General features: G+C 63.0%; 28 protein-coding genes. 18 read left to right on the forward strand and 10 right to left on the reverse strand.

Annotation, left to right across the window (positions count from 1 at the left end):
* The first annotated feature begins 59 nt into the window (after positions 1–59).
* From QTL96_RS21120 to QTL96_RS21130, 3 genes are all read left to right on the forward strand, one after another.
* Complete coding sequence (locus QTL96_RS21120; RefSeq protein WP_018901192.1) at positions 60–491, forward strand: MucR family transcriptional regulator; 432 nt, start codon at positions 60–62, stop codon at positions 489–491.
* Between the two features lie 214 nt (positions 492–705).
* Positions 706–1,143 carry a helix-turn-helix domain-containing protein gene (locus QTL96_RS21125; protein WP_289729053.1) on the forward strand — a complete coding sequence of 146 codons (438 nt, stop codon included), beginning with the start codon at positions 706–708 and terminating at the stop codon, positions 1,141–1,143.
* A complete protein-coding gene (locus QTL96_RS21130; protein WP_289729054.1) occupies positions 1,136–1,963 on the forward strand; it encodes a DUF6456 domain-containing protein in 828 nt (275 codons plus the stop codon). The genes QTL96_RS21125 and QTL96_RS21130 overlap by 8 nt, the downstream gene beginning before the upstream one ends.
* A gap of 28 nt (positions 1,964–1,991) precedes the next feature.
* Here QTL96_RS21130 and QTL96_RS21135 read toward each other — a convergent pair whose 3' ends face one another.
* On the reverse strand, positions 1,992–2,414 hold the full coding sequence (locus QTL96_RS21135) for a SufE family protein (RefSeq protein ID WP_289729055.1): 423 nt from the start codon (positions 2,412–2,414) through the stop codon (positions 1,992–1,994).
* A gap of 202 nt (positions 2,415–2,616) precedes the next feature.
* Entirely contained in the window at positions 2,617–3,144 is a 528-nt protein-coding gene (locus tag QTL96_RS21140) for a DUF5330 domain-containing protein (RefSeq protein ID WP_289729056.1), read from the reverse strand.
* A 453-nt stretch (positions 3,145–3,597) separates the two neighbouring features.
* Here QTL96_RS21140 and QTL96_RS21145 point away from each other — a divergent pair, with 453 nt between their 5' ends.
* From QTL96_RS21145 to QTL96_RS21160, 4 genes are all read left to right on the forward strand, one after another.
* Entirely contained in the window at positions 3,598–5,139 is a 1,542-nt protein-coding gene (locus QTL96_RS21145; RefSeq protein WP_289729057.1) for a HAMP domain-containing sensor histidine kinase, read from the forward strand.
* Positions 5,111–6,193 carry a peptidoglycan-binding protein gene (locus QTL96_RS21150; RefSeq protein ID WP_289729058.1) on the forward strand — a complete coding sequence of 361 codons (1,083 nt, stop codon included), beginning with the start codon at positions 5,111–5,113 and terminating at the stop codon, positions 6,191–6,193. The genes QTL96_RS21145 and QTL96_RS21150 overlap by 29 nt, the downstream gene beginning before the upstream one ends.
* A 72-nt stretch (positions 6,194–6,265) precedes the next feature.
* Entirely contained in the window at positions 6,266–6,676 is a 411-nt protein-coding gene (locus tag QTL96_RS21155) for a hypothetical protein (protein ID WP_289729059.1), read from the forward strand.
* Positions 6,677–6,725: 49 nt separating this feature from the next.
* A complete protein-coding gene (locus QTL96_RS21160) occupies positions 6,726–7,082 on the forward strand; it encodes a DUF1491 family protein (protein ID WP_289729060.1) in 357 nt (118 codons plus the stop codon).
* 6 nt (positions 7,083–7,088) lie between these two features.
* Here the strand turns inward: QTL96_RS21160 and QTL96_RS21165 are convergent, their stop codons facing one another.
* Positions 7,089–8,498: a DUF2336 domain-containing protein gene (locus QTL96_RS21165; protein ID WP_289729061.1), complete on the reverse strand. Its 1,410-nt coding sequence runs from the start codon at positions 8,496–8,498 to the stop codon at positions 7,089–7,091.
* A 287-nt stretch (positions 8,499–8,785) separates the two neighbouring features.
* Positions 8,786–8,992, reverse strand: coding sequence for a hypothetical protein (locus tag QTL96_RS21170; protein WP_112945428.1), 207 nt, complete (start codon positions 8,990–8,992; stop codon positions 8,786–8,788).
* Between the two features lie 532 nt (positions 8,993–9,524).
* Here QTL96_RS21170 and QTL96_RS21175 point away from each other — a divergent pair.
* Entirely contained in the window at positions 9,525–9,713 is a 189-nt protein-coding gene (locus QTL96_RS21175) for a hypothetical protein (RefSeq protein WP_289729062.1), read from the forward strand.
* A gap of 4 nt (positions 9,714–9,717) precedes the next feature.
* On the opposite strand, the gene QTL96_RS21180 is transcribed toward QTL96_RS21175, so the two are convergent.
* A complete protein-coding gene (locus QTL96_RS21180; RefSeq protein WP_018898956.1) occupies positions 9,718–10,269 on the reverse strand; it encodes a membrane protein in 552 nt (183 codons plus the stop codon).
* Positions 10,262–10,849 carry a DUF1214 domain-containing protein gene (locus tag QTL96_RS21185; protein WP_026283084.1) on the reverse strand — a complete coding sequence of 196 codons (588 nt, stop codon included), beginning with the start codon at positions 10,847–10,849 and terminating at the stop codon, positions 10,262–10,264. Before QTL96_RS21185 ends, QTL96_RS21180 begins: the two co-directional genes overlap by 8 nt.
* Before the next feature lie 141 nt (positions 10,850–10,990).
* Here QTL96_RS21185 and QTL96_RS21190 point away from each other — a divergent pair, with 141 nt between their 5' ends.
* Both QTL96_RS21190 and QTL96_RS21195 read left to right on the forward strand, forming a co-directional pair.
* Positions 10,991–11,275 carry a type II toxin-antitoxin system RelE/ParE family toxin gene (locus QTL96_RS21190; RefSeq protein ID WP_289729063.1) on the forward strand — a complete coding sequence of 95 codons (285 nt, stop codon included), beginning with the start codon at positions 10,991–10,993 and terminating at the stop codon, positions 11,273–11,275.
* Positions 11,247–11,567 carry a HigA family addiction module antitoxin gene (locus tag QTL96_RS21195; protein ID WP_289729064.1) on the forward strand — a complete coding sequence of 107 codons (321 nt, stop codon included), beginning with the start codon at positions 11,247–11,249 and terminating at the stop codon, positions 11,565–11,567. The genes QTL96_RS21190 and QTL96_RS21195 overlap by 29 nt, the downstream gene beginning before the upstream one ends.
* Positions 11,568–11,571: 4 nt before the next feature.
* Here QTL96_RS21195 and QTL96_RS21200 read toward each other — a convergent pair whose 3' ends face one another.
* Positions 11,572–13,701: a PBP1A family penicillin-binding protein gene (locus QTL96_RS21200; protein WP_047507597.1), complete on the reverse strand. Its 2,130-nt coding sequence runs from the start codon at positions 13,699–13,701 to the stop codon at positions 11,572–11,574.
* A gap of 195 nt (positions 13,702–13,896) precedes the next feature.
* On the opposite strand from QTL96_RS21200, the gene QTL96_RS21205 reads away from it, so the two are divergent.
* On the forward strand, positions 13,897–14,403 hold the full coding sequence (locus tag QTL96_RS21205) for a YcgN family cysteine cluster protein (protein WP_289729065.1): 507 nt from the start codon (positions 13,897–13,899) through the stop codon (positions 14,401–14,403).
* A gap of 6 nt (positions 14,404–14,409) precedes the next feature.
* Here QTL96_RS21205 and QTL96_RS21210 read toward each other — a convergent pair whose 3' ends face one another.
* The gene (locus QTL96_RS21210; RefSeq protein ID WP_018898950.1) at positions 14,410–14,754 is read right to left on the reverse strand and encodes an MmcQ/YjbR family DNA-binding protein; all 345 of its coding nucleotides are present in this window, start codon (positions 14,752–14,754) and stop codon (positions 14,410–14,412) included.
* Between the two features lie 48 nt (positions 14,755–14,802).
* Entirely contained in the window at positions 14,803–16,185 is a 1,383-nt protein-coding gene (locus QTL96_RS21215; protein ID WP_289729066.1) for an HD-GYP domain-containing protein, read from the reverse strand.
* Positions 16,186–16,503: 318 nt separating this feature from the next.
* Here QTL96_RS21215 and QTL96_RS21220 point away from each other — a divergent pair, with 318 nt between their 5' ends.
* Both QTL96_RS21220 and QTL96_RS21225 read left to right on the forward strand, forming a co-directional pair.
* Positions 16,504–17,076 carry a hypothetical protein gene (locus QTL96_RS21220; RefSeq protein ID WP_289729067.1) on the forward strand — a complete coding sequence of 191 codons (573 nt, stop codon included), beginning with the start codon at positions 16,504–16,506 and terminating at the stop codon, positions 17,074–17,076.
* 310 nt (positions 17,077–17,386) lie between these two features.
* Positions 17,387–18,652: a terminase family protein gene (locus QTL96_RS21225; protein WP_289729161.1), complete on the forward strand. Its 1,266-nt coding sequence runs from the start codon at positions 17,387–17,389 to the stop codon at positions 18,650–18,652.
* Between the two features lie 75 nt (positions 18,653–18,727).
* Here the strand turns inward: QTL96_RS21225 and QTL96_RS21230 are convergent, their stop codons facing one another.
* Positions 18,728–18,859: a hypothetical protein gene (locus QTL96_RS21230; RefSeq protein WP_018898946.1), complete on the reverse strand. Its 132-nt coding sequence runs from the start codon at positions 18,857–18,859 to the stop codon at positions 18,728–18,730.
* 149 nt (positions 18,860–19,008) lie between these two features.
* On the opposite strand from QTL96_RS21230, the gene QTL96_RS21235 reads away from it, so the two are divergent.
* The 5 genes from QTL96_RS21235 (at position 19,009) to QTL96_RS21255 (ending at position 21,246) form a co-directional block, all read left to right on the forward strand.
* Positions 19,009–19,695 (forward strand): hypothetical protein, encoded by a 687-nt coding sequence (locus QTL96_RS21235; RefSeq protein WP_289729068.1) that lies wholly within the window; start codon positions 19,009–19,011, stop codon positions 19,693–19,695.
* Positions 19,696–19,723: 28 nt separating this feature from the next.
* On the forward strand, positions 19,724–20,032 hold the full coding sequence (locus QTL96_RS21240) for a Dabb family protein (protein ID WP_289729069.1): 309 nt from the start codon (positions 19,724–19,726) through the stop codon (positions 20,030–20,032).
* Between the two features lie 35 nt (positions 20,033–20,067).
* Positions 20,068–20,364: a DUF6516 family protein gene (locus tag QTL96_RS21245; RefSeq protein ID WP_289729070.1), complete on the forward strand. Its 297-nt coding sequence runs from the start codon at positions 20,068–20,070 to the stop codon at positions 20,362–20,364.
* Complete coding sequence (locus tag QTL96_RS21250; protein WP_289729071.1) at positions 20,351–20,713, forward strand: hypothetical protein; 363 nt, start codon at positions 20,351–20,353, stop codon at positions 20,711–20,713. Before QTL96_RS21245 ends, QTL96_RS21250 begins: the two co-directional genes overlap by 14 nt.
* Before the next feature lie 131 nt (positions 20,714–20,844).
* Positions 20,845–21,246: a hypothetical protein gene (locus tag QTL96_RS21255; protein WP_289729162.1), complete on the forward strand. Its 402-nt coding sequence runs from the start codon at positions 20,845–20,847 to the stop codon at positions 21,244–21,246.
* The last annotated feature ends 26 nt before the right edge of the window (positions 21,247–21,272 follow it).

Consider the following 21,272-nt stretch of genomic DNA (forward strand, 5'->3'; position numbering starts at 1 on the left):
GCGGTCCAGGGCCAAGGAGGCTCTAGACCTTTTGAGCATGCAAACAGGAGAAACGAAATATGACGGATACTGCAGCCGGAAGCGGGCCAGAATTGCTGGTCGAGCTTACCGCGGATATCGTCGCAGCGTATGTCAGCAACCACGTCGTGCCGGTTGGCGACCTCGCCAATCTTATTTCGGACGTGCATTCGGCGTTGAGCAACACATCGACGCCGACACCGGCCATGGCTGTCGTTGAAAAGCAGAAGCCTGCTGTCTCTGTGCGCAAGTCCGTCCAGGACGAGCAGATCACCTGCCTCGAGTGCGGCGGCAATTTCAAGTCGCTCAAGCGCCATCTGATGACTCACCACAGCCTCTCGCCTGAAGAATATCGCGAAAAATGGGATCTGCCGGTCGACTACCCGATGGTAGCGCCTGCCTATGCCGAGGCGCGCTCGCGCCTTGCCAAGGAAATGGGTCTCGGCCAGCGCCGCAAGCGCGGCCGCGGCTGATAGATTTGTCGCATTGAACGATCACGATCAGCCGGGCGAGAGCCCGGCTTTTTCGTGTCTGGGATTTGAGATGCGAGGAAAATAATCCCAGATAATTTCAATCCTCGTTAAAATTCGTGAGCGAAATCAGCCGAAATCGATCAAGGCGCGCTTTCGTTTATCCTCGTTCCTGTATAGCGTGTATGAATTAATTCCTATTCCTAGGAGTATTCATATGCCGATTGGACATTTTTCCCCGCCCGGCGCCGCGAATGCGCCGCTGTCCCCGCTTTATGGGGAAGAGCAGACCACCCTCTCAAGGGACGATCGCCCACAGTCCGCCACGGATGCCGTGCGCGCCGTCTGCCGCATCTGCCAGGAAGTCACGACCGAAATGGTGATGATCGCCGGCCAGCGTGTGCAGATGCGCCGCGACCGCCGCCGCACGCTCTGCCACATCAGGCAGATCGCCATGTATGTCTGCCATGTCGCGCTGCAGATCCCGCTGCATGAGATCGGTACCGGCTTCGGACGTGATCGCACCACGGTCAGCCATGCCTGCCATGTGGTCGAGGATCGCCGCGACGATCCCGCCTATGACGAATTCGTCGCCGCCGTCGAGCGCACCGTCAATTCCATCTTCCGGTCCGGCGGAGGCTACAGCCATGAGTAAATCCCCAAAGACGAAGACGAAGCTGGCCGCCGCGCAAAAGCCGATGGTGAGACTGCTGAAGCTGCTGATCCGCGGTGAGGCACGGCGACTTGAGGGCGAGGGGAGCGATATCGACATCCTCTTCGCCGGCGGAACGGCCGCCGGTTTTCCCTCGAGCATCATCGCCGAAGCCCGCGCCTCCGGCCTCATCGAGGAGCAGGGCGATCTACTGCGCGCATCGCATCAGGCCCGCGCCTATCTGCGCCGCGCTGCCGCCGAGGCCGATGAGGCCTTTCTCACTCAGCACGCGGAGATCGAGACGAGCGCCCGGGAGGTTGACGGCGTCGTCAGGCGGCTGCGGGTCAACAAGGATGAATCGCCGCTCGCAAGCCTCGAACGTCTGAAGGACCGCGATGGCGCCGCCTTCATACCGGAGGCTGCGATCAAGGCCGGCGAGAGGCTGCATGCCGATTTCACCCGCGCCCAGCTGCAGCCGCGCGTCACCGCCTCCTGGGAACCGCGCCTGTCAAGCCGCGCCAGCGGCGGGCGCGGCGGCATGGCGGATCTGACCGACAGCGCCGTCGCCGCCCGCCTTGCCGTCAACCGCGCGCTGGAGGCGCTTGGGCCGGAGCTGTCAGGCGTGGCGTTGGATGTCTGCTGCTTCATGAAGGGGCTGGAGACGGTCGAGCGCGAGCGGCAATGGCCGGTGCGCTCCGCCAAGCTGATGCTGCGCACGGCACTCATGGCCCTCTCGCGCCATTATAACCCGCAATCGCCATCCCGCCGCCCGCGCATGGAGCATTGGGGCACGCCGGACTATCGCCCGGAGCTCTGGTCCTGATCGGTCAGTCAGAAAAGAAAGGCTGGCTTTACGCCGCCGCCCGCAGCCGCGCTTCCTCGCGGATGCGGTTGACCATCGAGCGCAGCCCGTTGGAGCGCTGCGCCGACAGGTTCTCGACAAGGCCCATCTTGCCGAACACTTCGAAGGCGTCGAGTCCCGCGATCTCCGAAGCCGTCTTGCCGGAATAGGTGGCAAGCACGATCGCCACCAGCCCGCGCACGATATGCGCGTCGGAATCGCCCTCGAAGGTCATCACGGGATTGTCGCTGTCATCCGATACATGCGTCACCAGCCACACCTGGCTGGCGCAGCCCATCACCTTGTTTGCTGACGTCTTCTTCTCGTCCGCGAGATCAGGCAGCGCCTTGCCGAGTTCGATCACATAGCGATAGCGATCTTCCCAGTCGTCCAGGAAGGTGAAATCGTCGATGATCTGATCGAGGGACGTCATGCAAATGGCCTTTCGTTGTCTCCCGATCATATAGGGGAGATGCGGCCAGATTTGAACTGTTAAAAAGAAACGCCGCGAAGGATGGGCATCCTCGCGGCGCAGCAAAATGCTGAAAGTAAACAGGGCAGGCACGTCAGGCACAGGGCGGGGCCATTGGCCGTCGCCGGTGCAAGCTTTGGGTGCGGCGTCGCCGCGGAATTCGTCAGATCGCCGGACGCGGGGTCGGCAGCGGAATGGTGCCGGTCGTGACCCGATCGGTCGCGACATGGGCAGCGGCCGGGCTGTCCTCGCCGTCGTCGACAGGCGGGCGGTAAGGCATCGGCTGGTTCAGCGCTACGGTACGGTCATCGCGCAGCTGCTGCGGAGCGGCTGCCGTTGCCGGCTGTACGGTCGTCGCAGGCGCCAGGCCGACGGAAGGTGTCGCGGTCGTGGCAACAGTGGCGCTCTTGCCGCTGCCGAACTTGCTGTCGAGCACTTCAAAGGCAACGAGAGCGCCGGCGCGGGCTCGCTCGCCGAGAACGCCGAGCGTATTGGCGCCCTTAGCGCAAACCTCGGGCTTCTCGCCGCACATGCCGCTCAGATAGTCATAGGCGCCGGTCACGGCGACGAAGGCGTCGGCGATCTGCAATGTCGATCCGGTCTGCGTGTTCGTCTGGCGCTCGCCGCTGAAGAACGACAAGGCGACGAAGAGAAGCCCGAGCCAGATCGATGATTTGAATAGAAACCACATGTTCGTTGCCCATCCTGTTTTCCCGCTCGGTCTTGCCGCCGAATCAGGTCCGTCTTCCGGTGTGATTTCACCCTAGCCAAAACTTGCGAATGCCGGTTTTCGAAACTCGGTGGCATTTGCGTCAAATTTAGTTCAAATTTTAATCGAAACCGCATTCGGCGCATTTCGGTCGAATTGTAGCCATTGGCGTTAAGCATGCCATGAGCCACCTCCTGTAATTGCAGGCTTTCCTCGAAGCGTGCTTGCCCCAAGCGTTAACGACTTGCCGAAAAATGAGCGAAATCCGTCGCTTACTCGCTGTTAACCGTAAAAAACAAAGGGGCCTTCCGGTGGCCCAAAATGGGACTTTTCGCGCTTTCCGGCTGGCGAGCGGCACTTTCCCTTATTCTTTCCTTAAGCGCCCGGGGCCTATTCTTGGGCCTCTGTGAAGAGCCTTTTTAGGGCGGGTATTGCGTGCTTGTATTGAGTGACATCGTGGATCGGGCGACAGCCCTCGTGGACCGGGCGGCGGATCGCTGGCTCTCCCGGACGGGAGGAAGTGCCGCGGTGCGCCAGCGCGAGCTGACCATCCTGCGCCGGCTTGCGCTTCTGTCTTCGGCAGCACTTGTCGTCGCCCCTGCTGCTCTCTCCATCGTCACCAGCCCGGCCGTCGCCCTTCCTGTTGGCGTTGCCGCCGTCGTCGGTGGTTTCCTGTTTTCGGCCGTCGGCAGCATCGCGCTGTCGCGCCAGAGCATCGTCACCTCGGGTGTCGCCACCCAGTCCGCCGAAGAGTTCTTCATGGAAGCCTCGGCCGGCCTCATCCTGTTTCTCGATCCGCAGGGATCCGTCGTCAATGTCGGCGGGCGCGACAAGCGCGATTATCTCGCCTGGATGCGTGCGCCTGACGGTCGCGGCTTCATAGAGCAGATCCACGTCTCCGACCGCATCCTCTTCCTGCAGGCGCTCGACCGGCTGCGCCAGGGCGAGGAGCAGGCGGCCGTTGATCTCCGGCTCGAGCGTCCGTCGGTCTCGGTCGACAACCGCCAGTTCTCTCATCTCAGAACCGATCTCACCGCGCGCCGCGATAGCGATGGCGCGCTGATCAGCGTCGTCGCCCAGCTGCGCGATGTCTCCGCCGAGCATCAGCTCCGCGTCGAGGCCGAAGCCCATGCCGCCGATGCCCGCTCGGCCAATGACGCCAAGTCGCGGTTCCTGGCGGCCGTCAGCCACGAGCTGCGCACGCCGCTCAACGCCATTCTCGGCTTCTCCGATATCCTGATCGGCGAGTATTTCGGCAAGCTCGCCAATGAGCGCCAGCGCGAATATGTCGGCCTTGTGCGTGATTCCGGCGCGCACCTGCTCTCCGTCGTCAACACCATGCTCGACATGAGCAAGATCGAGGCCGGCCGCTACGAGCTGGTGCTGGAACCCTTCGATATCGCCACTGTTGTCCGCTCCTGCGAGGCGATGCTCGGGCTGCAGGCCAAGACCAAGGGCGTGTCGCTGACGAGCCGCATCCAGCGCGGTCTCGACGAGGTCGTGGCCGATCAGCGCGCCATCCAGCAGATCCTCATCAATCTGGTCGGCAACGCCGTCAAGTTCACCGAAGCCGGCGGCGCGATCTCGCTCGACGCCTCGGTGCGCGACGGCATCCTGACGCTCTGCGTCTCCGACACCGGCATCGGCATTCCGGCCGACAAGCTGCAGCTGCTCGGCCAGCCTTTCGTGCAGATCCAGAACGATTACACCCGCCGGTTCGAGGGCACGGGCCTTGGCCTGTCGCTGGTCAAGGGCCTTGTGGCGCTGCATGGCGGCGATTTCGCCATCGCCAGCACGCCGGGTTCCGGCACCATCATCACGATCTCGATTGCGGCGGATGGCTCCGGCGTTCCCGTCATGGATCTCTCGGCCAATCACCCGGTCGAGTTTCCGCCACGGCTGAAAGCGTCGCCTGGCATGACCGACATCTTGGAAGAGGGGCTTTTCGATGGCCGCGAGCAAGCGAAAATCGCCTAAGGGAAAGAGGGGCAGGCAGAAGCCGAGCCTTCTTCTCACCGGGGCTGCCGCCGTTGGCGGCTTGGGGCTGCAGGGCATTGGCGTGCTCGGCGGCGTCATCGGCCGCAATCCGTCGATAACAGGCGGCACGGCCGCCTTCCTCGTCATCTTCTCCTTCGTCGCCGCCAATGCGCTCTGGTATCAGCCGGGCGTACACCCTCACCCGTTCCTGCGCACCCGCGACAGCCTGTTTCCAAGCGCGCTCATCGGCCGCCCGCCGGTCGAGGAACACACCGGCGAGGTCACCACCTTCAAGATCGAGCGTGAAGGTGAGGGCGAGGCGAATAGCGCCGAGACCACCAACGCAGTCCCGCCGGCGCCGGTCGCCGGTCAGCCCGCGAACCAGCTGGTCATGGATATCCAGGCCGAACTCGTCCGCCGTGGCCTCTATAACGGCGCGCCCGACGGTGTCATCGGCCCGCGCACCAGCGCCGCCATCCTGTTCTTCGAGGAAACCGTCGGCATGCCGCAGAGCGGCGACGCCACGCCCGAAGTGCTGGCAGCACTCAGAACCGACGCCATCGGCCCGTCCGCCATCCCCACCGAGCGCCCGCGCGAGGATGTCTCGGCGCAAGCGCTCGCCGAGGACCCCGTGGCCGCCGCGATCCGCAGCGCCGAACACCAGGTGAAGACCGCGCCAACGCCGAAGGTGGCCCCCAAGCCCGCGCCGGTTTCGACCCCGGCAGCCCAGGTGCCGGTCAGGCAGGTCCCGGTCCAGAAGATATCGGCCCCGAAAAACGCGCTGGAGGCCGTTCCGGCCAGGCAAACCTCCGCCGCCCGCGCCGCCGCAACGCCCTCGACCTCGCCGTCATCGACCTTGAACAGCGTCGATCTGGTCCTGAAGATCCAGCAGGGCCTCGCCAACATGGCCTACACCAATGTCGGCGTCGACGGCGTCGTCGGCGAACAAACCCGCGTCGCTATCCGCCATTTCCAGAAGCACTACAACCTGCCTGAAAATGGCGAGCCCAGCGAGGCGGTGCTGAAGAAGCTCAAGGACATCGGCGCGCTCTGAGCGGGCGTTGCACAGCCACAATTATGACGTGAATTGGTACAAGAAAGACACCACTGTCAAAGTGGGGCGTCGATGCATCGTTTCGTCATGTTGGTGGCCGCAGCTATGACCTCCCTCGGTTACTCCACGGTCGTCGCGGCCGGGGCAGAGAGCAAGCCTTACGAGTTCCCGGTGCGCTATGCCGTCGTTATCGACAACGCCGAACCGATCTCGGGCGAGGTGACCTGCAAAAGCAACCAGGATTGCGAACTGCTTGATCACAAGAAGCCGGAGATCAGGCTTGTGCTTCGTGGGCAAAGCCCGGTGCAATATCTATCCGCCGCCTGCTCCCCCAATTGCCTGCTCTGGCCCGAAAACCCAACCATTACCCTGCAAGAGACGCCGCAGTTGATGAAGCTCGATTTGTCCGTAGGCGAGAACCCCAGCCCGAGCGCCGTGGTTTTGACGAGGCACCGGATCGGAACGATCTTCATCGCCTATTGAGCTTGGCCTCCGCGTTGCGGCCGCCCGTCCGCCGGTCTATACCGCCTGCATGAGACTTCGCACCGACATCTTCGTATCCGCGCTGTTGCGCCGTGTCTTCGCCAAGGGCGATTTCGCCGCCGTCGAGAAGAAGGGCGCCGACGAGGCTGGGGCGGTGTTCATCCGCCAGCATTTTCGCGATGGCTCCGAGACACTTTATGGCCCGGCGCCGCAAAGCTTCTTCGACGAGGAAGACAGCGGCGAACGGCTGTTCGAGATAAGGCTTGAGCGCAAGGACGCCGAGGAAATCAGAACGATGCTGGAGCGCGAGCGCAAGTTCGACAACGACCTCTGGATCGTCGAGCTCGAAGCCGATGATGTCGCCGATATCGTGCCGCTCGCCAGGGAGCGCGACGACCGCTTCTAACTCAGATCAGCGTGAGCGTCCGACGAGCCGCATGGCGCGCGCCGGCGGCTGGTGGACGGCGCGGGCATGCGCGGTTTGCTGTGTGACCGGATGGGGCGCTGCCGGCGCCTGTTCCGGCAGATAGGTATAGCTGTCTGCGCGGCGCCATGCCTCGACGCGGTCGCGGCATTCTTCCGGATCGAGCGCATCGAGCACCATCCAGGCGCGGGTGACGCTGTGCTGGGCCTCGGCGAGATGCGGGTAGAGTTTTTCGAGAACGAAGACGGCGTCGGAAAAATCCATGCCGATGCTCGTCAGCGTCGTCGCCATCTGCTGGCCGGACGTGTCAAGCATGATGCGCTCGGCAAGCCAGCGGCTGGCCGACAGCGTGTCGGCAAGGGCGGTCGCGAAGGCAACCGCCTCGCGGCTGCGGGCAAAGCGCACCAAAAGCGCCGACTGCAGCGTCGATAGCGTGCGAAGACCGAGCCGGTCGCTGTCGTCCCGACCGAGATGACGCGCCAGGCCACGCAACGTATCGCGAACCTCTTCCTCGCGCGCGCCGCCGGCGGCGGGCGTTTCGGCGGTTGTCGCCAGGGCAGGGGAATGTGTTGACTGAACGCTCTGCTTTTCCGCTGCCGCAGGCGGCACTTCGGTGGTCTGCTTCGGCTCGACGGGATGGACGGCGATCGTCTCGACCACCACGACCTCGGCGTCGGTTTCGATGGCTATGGTCTGTACTTCGACGGCAACAGGCGTAGCGGCAACAACGGATACTGTCTCGGTGACGACGGACGCCGCATCGGTGGCCACGGACGCCACTTCGGTGACCAAAGGCGCAGCCTCTGGGGCCTCGACCACCACCTTGTTGACCACCGGCGCAACCTCGACAACCACAGGCGCAACAGCCTCGACAGCCACAGCAACCGGTTCGCTGATCTCGACCTTTACGCTCGCGGTCTCCGCGATGGCCTTAACCTGTCCAGCCTCCGGCGCAACGAACGGCATCGCCGCACTGGCGAGGGCTTCCGCGACCTCGGCTCTGTCGATGGCAGGTGCCGGCTCGATCGTCTCCACTTGCCGCTTCGGCGCGGCATGGCGCAGCCCGACCAGGACGTCGATCACCCGCGGCGACAGCGCATCGCGGCTGACGATGGCGCGCATGTGCTCGACGCCCTGCGTGCGGGCAACGGTGATCAGCGTATCGTCGTCGATGGCGGGCGAGGAGATGAGGAAGGGGGCGGAAATGGCGATCGGCTGGCAGCCGATGAACAGCGCGACGGCCTGCGGAATGGCGGCGCATTGCGATAGCGCTGCCACGGCCTGGCGCTTGGCGTCATCGGAGGAGGCGACGAAGAGGGGGGTGAACAATTCGGCGAACTGGCGAAGCTCCGATCGGGTCGGCGGCTGCAATCCCTCGAAACTGCTCACTGTCGCCATGAGAACCACGTCCTTCTTCCGGCTCGCGGAGGGGGCCTCTAGGTCTCGAAACCGGTCACGCACAAAACACACCCTGAACACGCTAGAGGGATGCCGCTGGCCTGGACGCGAAGACGCCTCTACCACATACGGGATATGAACAAATCCTACAGGGACACGGTTAACCGTTGCTGAAGATTTGAGGGGAATCGTCCCGAAATGGTGCTGCGCAACATCACCGGGCGCGGCGTCGGCCGGCCCGGTCTGTGCCCGTTAAACGAGTGATGCGGATGGCTTGTGTGGACGGCTTAGAGCGCCCGGTGTCCGCGCAGGGCGGTGAGCAGCTTGTCGGGATCGTCATAGCCGGACTGGTAGAGATCGAGCGCCGTGGAGGCGGCGACCTGCGCCTTCGAGCTCTTGATGTCGATACGCTTTTCCGCGCACCAGGCATCCAGCGCGTGGCGCAATATATCGAGATCCTCAGGCGAAAATGTCGACCCAATCATCAGAGACATCTGTCTGCCCACCCTGGTTAACCGTCGGACCCAGTCCCCGGATCAAATCCAGGGTCGGCCGCGTTTTGCCCTGCAGCCGATAATGCGACCTTAGCGGCATCTCGGCGAACTGCAATTAATATTTTTGTGAGGCAAATTTGCAACATTGGTGAGGGCGGAGCCCTTGTCTGGCGCTGTATCGCTAACTATATGATTTAAAGCTAAAATTTGCGACCGATGCAAACGGCGGATCTTTGCGATCGGCATGCAACCAAAGGGCGGGCCCCTGCGTTTTAATGGAGACGTCGATCGACAGGGATTCTCCGGCCGAATTTTAATATTCTGTTAACCACCGTCTGTCTCAATCCGGGAAGCAGAACGCGCTCCTTGTAAGGGGCGCCATCATACGCATCACGGTATTGTTCACGATATGCCGTGAGAAAGGCGCGAATGACCCGATGCCGGCAAACCCGGCCAAGGGTGCGCCGGTCCGCGCAGGCGGGCAGGGTGAGATCTGAGCTTCATCCGTCTCGGGCAGTGCAGGGAGACGACAATGGCAATAGTCATCGCATTGGCTGATCGTCTATCTCGGACGCCAGGCCGCAAGGAAAGATCATCAAGCGTGGAAGGATCGACGCTCGAGGCGCAGATCCTGCTTTACACCGGCGTGCGCTACGAACGCCTGACAGACCCCGACAAGCCGGCATCGGTTCGCCGCGCCTCGCGTTCGAAGGGTAAGTAAGGCTCTAGTTGGAGGGCGCGAATTCCTCGCAACCGGCTTCCGACAGGAAGCTCTTGGCTGCCGCGTCGAAGCTCGTCTGCGGCGCCAGCGTTCTCAAAACCGCGTATCCGCCGGACCGCGTCGTTTCGACCAGGATCGTCCTCTGAAGCTCCTGCGGCAGCGACTTGCGCAGTTCGGTGAGCTGGATCGGGCTGCCGATCAATATGTCCACCGCGCCGCCGACCGAGGTCCGGTCGTTCATGCTGAAAATCTCGTTCGACGCATCGTCGAACAGCGCGATCGACCAGAAGGGCACGTTGCCCCTGGCGGTGAACCGCACCGGGTTCTCCTCGATATCGAAGGAACAGACGGCCGTCCGCACGAAGGGATCGTCGTTGGAAAGCCCCGCCGTGTCCTCGGTGCCTCCGAGCAGGTAGAACGTGTCGAGATCGCCTTCGGATGCGACGCGCGTGGCCGCATCCTTGCCGGTGAAATGCGGCAGCGACAGGATGATGACGAGGTGCAGCAGGGCGGCGCCGAAAAGGCCGGCCAGAAGCGCGAACAGGACCCTAAGCATTGCCGCACCCTGTCTTTTCAAGCTTCGGCATCGCCAGATCGATGACGCCGGAACTGCCTGCCGTCGGCGTGTCGAACAACGTCAGCACCAGCTGAAACGTGCCGGCGGCCGGAAGCGCCAGCCAGTTGTTTGGCCTTGCGCGGGTCGAGATGTCGATGGTGAAGCTGCTGTCCGGCTGGCGCAGCACCGTCCACGAGTTGAGCGCACCCGGCAGCCCTGGCTGCAGCGAGGCCGGATTGCCGGAATTATCAGATGTGAACAGCGTCCAGATCCGAGCCGGCGGCGTCTGCCCGGTGATCCGGTAGCTGCACCCCGCCTCCAGCCGATTGCCGGCGTCATCCACCTTGGCGGTAAACATCAGCCCCTCGGCCGACCCATAAAGCAGCCGCCCGGCGCGCGCCCGGTGCGACTTCGCATAAGGATCGGCATTCTCCGTCTGCAACTCCGGAAACGCCTCCCACGCGCCGAGCTTGATGGCGCCGAAGCCGGCGGTCGCATTCAGCGCATAGAGCGAAACGAGTATCCCGCCGCCGAAAGCGATTATCAGCGTCATCGCGATAAAGAGAGGAAATCGAAACACCGGTCGCCCTTGATAGCCAAATCAGTTGAAAGGGTTACCACTGATTCTGGCTGGGCGGAATGGTGGAGGGGGAAAAGGTGGGGTGGTTTGACAGCATGACGCGTGGCGTTATATAACGTATGGCGTCATGATGGATGGCCGATGATCACGAGCTTCGCGAATGCCGAAACCGAAAAGATCTGGAACGGCGTCCGCAGCCGCAAGCTGCCATCGGACATTCAGGCTGTTGCGCTCAGAAAGCTGCGTCTGCTCAATCAGGCGCGATCCGTGGACGACCTGCGCATCCCACCCGGCAACCGGCTGGAAGCCTTGAAAGGAAACCGCCGGGGGCAGCATTCGATCCGCATCAACGACCAGTGGCGCGTATGTTTCATCTGGCATGAGGGAAGGGCAAGCGATGTCGAAATCGTCGACTACCACGACTGAAAGCGATCTTCTCCCCAACCCCCATCCGGGAGAAATCCTGCTGGAGGAGTTCCTCAAGCCACTGGAATTGAGCCAGAACGCACTGGCCCGCGCGCTTCAGGTTCCGCCGCGTCGCATCAACGAGATCGTTCTCGGCAAACGCAGCGTGACCGCCGACACGGACCTGCGTCTGGCGCGCTATTTCGGCCTGTCGGAAGGCTTCTTCCTCGGCCTGCAGGCCGATCATGATCTGATGCAGCGGCGCCGGGAAATCGGCGAAGACCTTCAGGCGATCGCGCCAAGGGCAGCCTAGCCCCTCACTCCGCGCTAGCCACCTTCTGCGCCGCCAGCGGTGCGGCGGTCTTCAACTCCTCGCCGATATCCTTCAGCAACTTCGTCGATTCCACCGAGAGCATCCGTGGCCGGACAAGCGGAGGAGGCGCGCCGGCGGCGGGTTTGGTGGCGGCGATGGTTTTGGGGGGCGGGGGGGCGGTGACGCCGGGGATGGCGCGCAAGGTGATGCCCTGGTGGGCGTAGTCCATCAGGCGCTTGAAGGTCATGGCGGGCAGCGTGCCGCCGGTCATCTTGTTGGTCGAGGTATAGTCGTCGTTGCCGAACCAGACGGCGGTGGTGAAATTGCCGGTGAAACCGATGAACCAGGCGTCTCGATAGGCCTGCGTCGTGCCGGTCTTGCCTGCCGTGAGGATGCCGTTGTCGAGGGCTGCGCGCCTTGCGGTGCCGACATAGGGCACCCGCGACAGCATCTGGTTCATATAGGCGTCGGCCTGCTCGGAGAGCACCCGCTTGGCCGGCGGCTCGTCCTTGTCGAAATCGTAGAGAACGTCGCCGCCGTAGTCGAGGATCTGGGTGATGCCATGGCGCCGCGACTGGTAGCCGCCGGCCGGGAAGACCGCATAGGCGGTCGCCTGGTCCATGACGGTGACCTCGGAGGTACCGATCGGGATCGTCACGTCGTTTCGAACCGGCGATTCCACGCCGAGATTGGTCGCCATGGCCCGGATGGGGGCGATGCCGAACTTCTCCTTGGCGAGGCGGACGGGGATGGTGTTGATCGACTGCGCAACCGCGGTCGCGATGGTGATGCGGCCGGCATAGCGGTTTTCGTAATTGTGCGGGCTCCAGTTGCCCCAGGAGATCGGCGCGTCGACGACGATGCTGTCGGGCGTCATGCCGTTCTCCATGGCCACCGAATAGGTGTAGACCTTGAAGGACGAGCCCGGCTGGCGCAGCGCCTTGGTGGCGCGGTTGAACTGGCTCTCGCCGTAATCGCGCCCGCCCACCATGGCGCGCACGGCGCCGCCGTTTTCGATCATCACCATCGCGCCCTGCTTGGCGTGATAGCTCTCGCCATACTCACGCAGCGACGTTTCCATCGAATCCTCGGCCGCGTGCTGCAGGCCCATGTCGACGGTGGTGCGCACGATCAGCGAATGCTGGTGGAAGCGCGGCGAAAGCCGCATGGTTTCGTCAAAGGCCCAGTCGAGGAAGAAATCGGGCGATTCCACCTGGTTGCGGTCGACGACGGTGGCCGGGCTGCGGCGTGCCGCGATCACCTGGCCCTCGGTCATCATGCCGCTCTGCACGAGATTGGTGAGAACCTCGTTGGCGCGGCCGCGGGCAGCCGGCAGGTTGACGTGCGGGGCGTATTTCGCCGGCGCCTTGAAGAGACCGGCGAGCATGGCGGATTCGGCAAGGTTCACATCGGTGATGTTCTTGCCGAAATAGAATTGCGCCGCCGCCGCCGCCCCAAACGTGCCGCCGCCCATATAGGCGCGGTCGAGATAGGTGGAGAGGATTTCCTTCTTCGACAGATTGGCTTCAAGCCAGAGCGCCAGGAAGGCCTCGGTGATCTTGCGGTCGATCGAGCGCTCGTTGGAGAGGAACAGGTTCTTGGCAAGCTGCTGCGTGAGCGTCGAGCCGCCCTGAACCACGCCGCCGGCCTGCGCGTTGGTGACGATGGCACGGAAGAGGCCGATGACGTCGATGCCGAAGTGGCTGAAAAAGCGGCGGTCTTCGGTCGCCAGCACCGACTTGATCAGGCTGTCGGGCAGCTCGTCGATCGGCACGGAATTCTGGTGGATGACGCCGCGATGGCCGATGACGTTGCCATAGCGGTCGAGAAAGGTGACGGCATAATCGCCGCGATTGCGCCAATCTTCCTTGGTAGCCTCGAATGCAGGCTGGGCGAGGGCAAGCATCAAGACGGCGCCGACCGAACCCCATGTCAGGCCTTCGCCGGCGAGTTCGAACACGACGCGCTTCCAGCCGCGAACACGGAAGCGGCGGAAGAAGATGGTGATGTCTTCCCAGATTTCGGCGGAGCGGAAACCGGCGTTCCAGATGGTGGAATCGATCCAGGAATCGATCTTCAGCAGCAAGTGGCGTTTCTTGCGCGGCTGCTTTTCTGGATTGTCCGGATCCGTCACGTCTTATATTCCCGCCCGATCAGTCAGTTCAACACTGGCTAGCTTGGGCTATCCTGAGGTCGAACTATGGCAAATCTGCCGCTCGCATCCGGGGTAACCGGCGCAGGGTGAATCTTTGGTTGATTTGCCACCGAAGAACAAGAGAAATGGAAAGCACTCACGCGATTTTGCGGGTGCTGTTGCAAGAACGGAATGATGGAAGAGCAACCCTTCTGGAAGCAAAAGACGCTGAACGAGATGACCAATGCCGAGTGGGAAAGCATCTGCGACGGCTGCGGTCTCTGTTGTCTCAACAAGCTCGAGGAGTGGGATAGCGGCGATATCTACTTCACCTCGATCCGCTGCAAGCTGCTCGACAGCGAAAGCTGTCAGTGTTCCAGCTACCCCAACCGCTGGGATTTCGTGCCCGATTGCGTGCAACTGACCAAAGAGAATGTCGACGAGATCCCCTGGCTGCCGCCGACCTGCGGCTACCGTCTGCTGAACGAAGGGCGCGATCTCTACTGGTGGCATCCGCTGGTATCCGGCGACCCGGAGACCGTGCACATCGCCGGCATTTCGGCGCGCGGCCGCACCATCGACGAGACCGGCATCGATGTCGAGAATTACGAGGATTATGTCGTCGACTGGCCGCTGACGGTGGGCGACGATGCGCCGAAGACGCCGGATGAGGTGGGCAATCGCTCAGTGGATTCTGGCTGAATCGACTCATGGGGAAGGGATGACAACGAACTGTCTTTGCAGGGTTTTCGGCGCGGCGTTCTGCCAGGAGCGGCGCACCAGATCCTGCACCAGCGCGTCGCTCGCCAGCTGAAAGAACAGCCGCGTCGAGCCGCGCAATCCCCAGCCGCCGGGAACCGCGATCGTCTCCTTCGGCGAGACCGCCAGCGTCATGTGCTGCTGCTCCGGCGTCAGCCGGACGACGCAATAATCCTGCTCCGGCATGGTCAGGAAAATCCTCGTCCGCACGCGAAAATCGCGTGTGCCGTGATGCGCGCTCTCGACCGCCTCGGGCAGGCTGAGCGCGAAGGATGCAAGCTCTTCGCGGGTCATGATTTATATTTTAGCACAATAGAATATTACGAGGCCAATCAGAAAAACTCACGCAGCCGCGCGGTGGTCTTCGCTTGCGCCGTCAGGCCGCTCCAGATCGGTCCTCGCAAGCGCCCGCTGCAGCGCCTCGATGCAGATGGGATCATGCGCCTGGCCTGCCCCTTCCCACAGGATCGACAGCGCCTTGGAGATCGGCAGGGCGGCGCGATAGGGGCGGTCGGCGGTGAGCGCGTCGAACACGTCGGCGGTCGAGACGATCCTCACTTCCATCGGGATCTCATCGGCCATCAGCCCGCGCGGATAGCCCTTGCCGTCCAGCCGCTCGTGATGGGCACCGCCGATGCGCGCGAGGTCGGAGAAGGCGCCGATATGGGAGAGGATCATCTCCGAGAACTCGGCATGGCGCTTCATCTGGCCCCACTCCTCGTCGTCGAGCTTGCCCGGCTTGTCGAGCACGCTGTTGCTGACGCCGAGCTTGCCGATATCGTGCAGCAAGGCGGCGCGGCGCAACAGCCGGCGGCCCTTCTCGTCGATCCCCATCTCCTCGGCGATCAGATCGGTAAACAGCGCCACGCGGTCGCTATGGCCTGACGTATAGGGGCTCTTGGCGTCGATGACGCGGGCGAAAGCGGCAGCGATATCATCGAGATAATCGTCATCGGCCATGATCGCCTGCTGGCCGGGCTCGCTGTCGAGCACGATCGTCTCCAGCGCTTCTGACCGCAGCGTCCGCCAGAAATCGTCGCGGCCGGCGATGCGGATGAAGGCGGCGGCAAGCGAAGGATCGAACCAGCTGCCGGCACGCTTTTCAATCTCGGCAATGGCGGCCTGCGGCCCGGCGCTCATCTGGAAGATATCGGCCACTTGCGAGATGAGCGCGATGCGCGAATAGAGCGGGATCTCCTCGCCGGAGATGCCGAGCGGCTTGCCGCCGCCGTTCCAGTGTTCGTCGAGGCTGAGGACGCCATTCGCAACGCCTTCCGAGAAGCGCATCTGTCTGGCGATTTCGGCGCCGCGCTGGCAGCGGGTCTGGATCAGGTCGGTGGCGATGCGTCCGCCATTCTGCAGGATGTTGACGATCCCACGAAAGCGCTCGGCAAGGCCGGCCTGCATGCCGGTATGCGAAAGCACGAAGCGCAGCACTTGGCTGAGGCTGCCGTCGACCAGCTTGAAGTCACGCTTGAAGGAAAGATCGTCGGCCATGTAGAGCTCGCAGATCCGCGCCGCATTGCTGCTGCAGCCGAGATCCTTGAGGAGCAGCGTGTAGTAGAGCTCCTGCAGCGCCTCATCCGCCATGCCGATCTCGCGGCCGATATGGGTGCCGATATAGCAGGCGCGGATGCAATGGCCGGGCGGCTGGCCCTCGGTGAGGTCAAGCGCCTTGCTCAACGCCTCGATGATCTCCGCTAGTCGTATCTGGATGGCCTGCATGTCGATCGCCCTTTGCTGCGATCCGTTCTAGCCGTGGCTTTCTTGAGGATTCATTGAAATATCGGGAGAAACGCCAGAAAACCTATATTTATCAATAGATTAGACATAGATAAATTGCAATTCGACGCGGCGTTGCAGGAGAATTTTCCGGATATAGGAAAATAATCCTTGACGGCGTAACGGTGCTTTGATAGGGTTATGGCATAGTCGGAAAGTTGCGGGCGAAAAGCGGCGAGGGGCATGGTCTCCTGGCTGGTTGATCATTGCTGCCGGCACCGCCGCTTGTCCACGCAACGCCTGTTGCCACGGGATTTCCCCATGACCGATATCGACGATTTCGCGCCGGAGCTGTTTGGCCTCTGGCCGGCTCAGCATGCTTATGAAAACGATCCTGCGCAGGCGCTCGACGCGGACAGGGCAAAGGCGGTGGCCGAGGCCTGTATGCTCGAGACCAAGTCCGCAGCATCGCCGGCCGAAGAGCTGCGGGTGCTCTTGAACGAGATGACGGCCGAGATGCGCGATCAGTTTTCGGCCTTTCGTGATCTGCGAAGGGCCGCCGAGCAGGCGGCTTCCAGCGGTGGCGACGATGCCGCCGCCAAGCTTGCCCGCGCCGATTTGAAGGCCGCGACCGATGCCATGTCGCTGATCGTCCGCACGCTGGAGAAGATCGACCAGCTGCAGCGCCAGTTCGCCCGCGACCGCGAGCAGGCGGCCGAAGAAAGCGAAGCGGCGAGGGGGCTCGACCATGTCAAAGCGAAATTCCTCGCACGCATCGAAGAACGAGCCGAAGCCCGCGCCCGACAATTGCTGGCCGAATGGCAGCGCGACGGCGCTCCGCCAATCACGGACGATGGACCAGCGCTTGCCAGCCGCGAAGCCGAACCGGGTTGAGCGGCGCGTCGCGGACGCCAATGCGGGCAAGGTCGCTGGCGCCTTGCTGGACTACAGTCATAAAATGGATGCGATCGTGGCGAAACGGGCTGATGACCGCGCGGTGATCCTGGGTGCAGTTGCGCCTGCAGCCTCGCTGATCGGGGCGATGTCGCAGCGGGATAGCGGGGCGGTGGCAGCGGCTGTTTCCGGTGAGGCGCCGGTGGTTGGCGCTGTGACGAGCGGTGTGCCACGGTGCGCCAACGCCAACGCCGATGCCGAAGCTGGCGCCGGCGTCGATGTCGGCGAGCCCAATCTCTCGCCGGCCGACATGCTTGATCTTCCCGCCGAGGACCTCGCGGAACGGCTCGGGCTCTGGCCCTCGCTCTGCAATCTCTGGGCCTTCACCGGCCGCGACGAACAGCAGCCGCCGCCGGGAGACTGGCGCACATGGCTGATCATGGGCGGGCGCGGCTCGGGCAAGACACGGGCAGGGGCCGAATGGGTGCATGCGATTGCCAGCGCCGGACGCTCCTCCGACCTGCGCATTGCGCTGATCGCCGAAACGCTGGGCGATGCCCGCGAGGTGATGATTGACGGCATCTCGGGGATCATGCGGATCGCCCGCAGCCGCCGTCCTGAGTTCGAGATCTCCCGCCGCCGGCTGGTCTGGCCGAACGGCACGGTGGCGCAGATATTCTCTTCGGAAGATCCCGAAAGCCTGCGCGGTCCGCAGTTTCATTTTGCGTGGAGCGACGAGCTCGCCAAGTGGAAACACGGGCAGGAGACCTGGGACATGCTGCAGTTTGGCCTGCGGCTCGGCTCAGCGCCGCGCCAGCTGGTAACGACGACGCCGCGCCCGGTGCCGCTTTTGAAGGCGCTGATATCGGACCCGACGACGCTGACGACGCGCATCAGCACCCGCGCCAATGCTCAAAACCTGGCGCCCGGCTTCATCGACGCGCTGGCAAACCGCTATGGCGGCACGCGGCTGGGGCGGCAGGAGCTGGAGGGCGAGCTGATCGAGGATCGCGAGGATGCGCTCTGGCGCCGCGATATGTTCGATGCCGTCACGATACGCTTTTCCGGCGATCTCCGCCGCATCGTCGTGGCGGTCGATCCGCCGGCGGCGGCGGGGCCGAATTCTTGCTGCGGCATCGTTGTGGCCGGGCTGGATGCGAGCGGCCGTGCCGTGGTGTTGGCCGATTGCTCGGTGGAGGGCGCAAGCCCGGCGGGATGGGCGGGTGCGGTGGCGAAAGCCTATCGCCGCTTCGCTGCCGACCGCGTGGTGGCCGAGATCAACCAGGGCGGCGATATGGTGACCGCGATGCTGAAAAGCATCGACGAGACGCTGCCGGTAACGACGGTGCGCGCCACGCGCGGCAAATTTCTGCGCGCCGAACCGGTGGCCGCACTTTACGAGCAGGGGCGTGTTGCCCATGCCGGGCGCTTCATGGCGCTGGAAGATCAGATGTGCGATTTCGGCCCGGATGGATTATCCCAGGGCCGCTCGCCGGACCGACTGGATGCTCTGGTCTGGGCGCTGACGGCATTGATGCTTGAGGGTGGCGGGGAGCCGCGTGTGCGGGGTATTTGAAGCCTTGAGGGCGTATTGGCCACTGCCGGACGGGCAGGCCGTAAGGGGGTGTTTGACACCCCCGGGCACTTGCGCTTAACGCTGCTGTTGCTGCGTCGCCGGACGTTGCGCCTGCGGCACGGGGCGAACCTGACGCCACTCGCTTTCGAGTTGGTCCGTCACGTGCTGGGGAATGATCGGCTGATTGCTGTGAACGGGCTGCGTCATGCGGTCCTCCGAAGACGAATTGAATGATGGATCATCACTGCCATGCGCCAAACGGTCTGTAAATCAGGGCCTTAAACGCTTTAAACGATTAAAATAAATTTAATCGATTAAGGACATCGAGTCCTCATCAGCTTTTATGATTACACGCTATGGTTATCCACATCGACAGGCGGTTTTTCTTCGACACGGTGCGCGAGGCGCTGTTCAAGGGCACGCTTTCGGGCCCGCAGGTCGAGGGCATGACGGCTATACTGAATTTCTGGGAAGAGCGGATGGCCGACGCCGATCCTCGCTGGCTGGCCTACATCCTGGCGACCGCCTTTCACGAGACGGCCTACACCATGCAGCCGGTGCGCGAGACGCTGGCGACGACCGATGCGCGCGCCGTCGAGATCCTGGAAAATGCATTCGCCAGCGGCAAGCTCTCCTGGGTGAAGACGCCCTATTGGCGGCCCGACGAGGACGGCAAGAGCTGGCTCGGCCGAGGCCTGGTGCAGCTGACCCACAAGCGCAATTACGAGGCGATGAGCGTTCTCACCGGCATCGATCTCGTCGCCGAGCCAGACCGGGCGATGGAGATGGGGCCGGCAGTATCGATCCTGATCGAGGGCATGGTTCAGGGCAGCTTCTCCAACCACAAGCTCGCCGACCACCTGAACGCGACGAATGACGACTGGATCAACGCCCGCCGCATCGTCAACGGCACCGACCGCGCCGAGAAACTGGCGGGCTACGGCAAGACCTTCCTCGCCGCCATCAGGCCCGAGCGCTCGGCGGGCTGGTTCGCGCGGTTGAAGCAATGGGTCTGCCGTGGTATCGCCCGGCTTATGGGCTGAGCCCGCATCAGACAGACAGGAGTTCCGCGTGATCCGTCACATCGTCTTCTTCACGGCGCCGATCGAAAACCTGCAAAAGGTGCGCGCCGGCTTGTCGATCCTGACGGCCATCCCGCACGCAAGGCTGCTCGAGATCGGCACCAACGTGAAGACCGACCAGCTCGGCACCGAGGTTGATCTTATCGTCTACGGCGAGTTCGACGACGAGGCGGCGCTGGCCGCCTACAAGGCGCACCCGAACTACCAGCTCTCCATCGACCTCGTGCGTCCCATCCGCGAAATGCGGATCGCGGCGGATTACGAGACTGATTTGGCGGTGAAGCAGCCGCTGGGGTGATTGATGGCTTCTAGGGCATATGTTATATAGAGCATATGCCGCCTGCCACACTGTTTTACAGCCGGAAGGTTGTTCTAGAAGACGGAGCGATCTTGCAGATCAGGGTTTGGCGGCTGCAGTCGCCGAGCCTTGAGCGACCGCACGGCCTTAAATATTCGCTCTTCTACGGCAGGCCGGGAGAGCGGATTGTCGCTTATGACAATGAGGCGGGCAAAGGCGATCACAGGCACTACCGCGATCGGGAGGAGCCTTATGCGTTCAAGACGCTGGGGCAATTGCTTCGCGACTTCGACGAGGACGTCAGACGGGAAATTGCAAATGCGAGAAGTTAAGCTGCATGTCACCGATCTCGACGGGTTCTTCGCTGATGCGATGGAAGGCGCGCGCCGCATCGACAGCGGCGACTTCAGCGAGCAGCCGGGCGTAGTCGCCTTCGAGAACATGGAAACGCTGCTGAAGATCCTGACCGCCAGCCGCTGGCAACTGCTGCGAACGCTGAAGCATCAGGGTAAAACCTCCATTCGCCAATTGGCGAAGCTGCTTGAGCGCGACTATCGCGCCGTTCACAGCGACGTGCATGCGCTGATGGCAATCGACCTGATCGAGCGCGACGACCGCAACCAGATATTCGTGCCCTGGGACAGGATCACCGCGGAAATGGCGATCGATCTGGCCGCCTGATTGTCTCTGCGGCCTATTCGCAAACGCGCCGGTTGCCGCCGCGTGCATATTTCCGGTTTTAATTCAACCTGAAGTCGGATATTCCCATCGAGTTGGGAAAACACACGTTTCAGGAGATAAAATTGAAGATCATGGTAATCACGGCGGCGCTGCTGCTTTCGGGCGCGGGTTTGGCTCAGGCGGCTTCCTGCGAGGCGAATTTCAAGGTGTCGGGCGTGCCGATGATGACGGCGCTGAGCTACAAGACGTGGCAGGAGTTTCCGAAGGCGAAATCCGCCGCCGTCTTGAAGAACCTCGCCCAGGCGGTCGCCGCCGAGGGCTTCTCCGGCATCAAGGTGAACAAGGAACTCTCCTCGGTGGACGCCTACCAGGAAACAACAGGCAGCGGCCGCATCCAGACGCTGCGCGTCGTCGCCCGCCAGAAGGGATCAGGCGTACGCGTCGATGCCGTCTTCGATATCCAGGCCGGCCAGCTGACCACCAAGGAAGTCGTGCGCACCGGGCTTTGCAACATCATCGGCTCGGCGCTGTGATGCCGGCGGCCGGATGTGATCCGGCC

Origin of the sequence: Rhizobium sp. S163, assembly GCF_030380805.1 — a bacterium.
Taxonomy (GTDB): domain Bacteria; phylum Pseudomonadota; class Alphaproteobacteria; order Rhizobiales; family Rhizobiaceae; genus Rhizobium.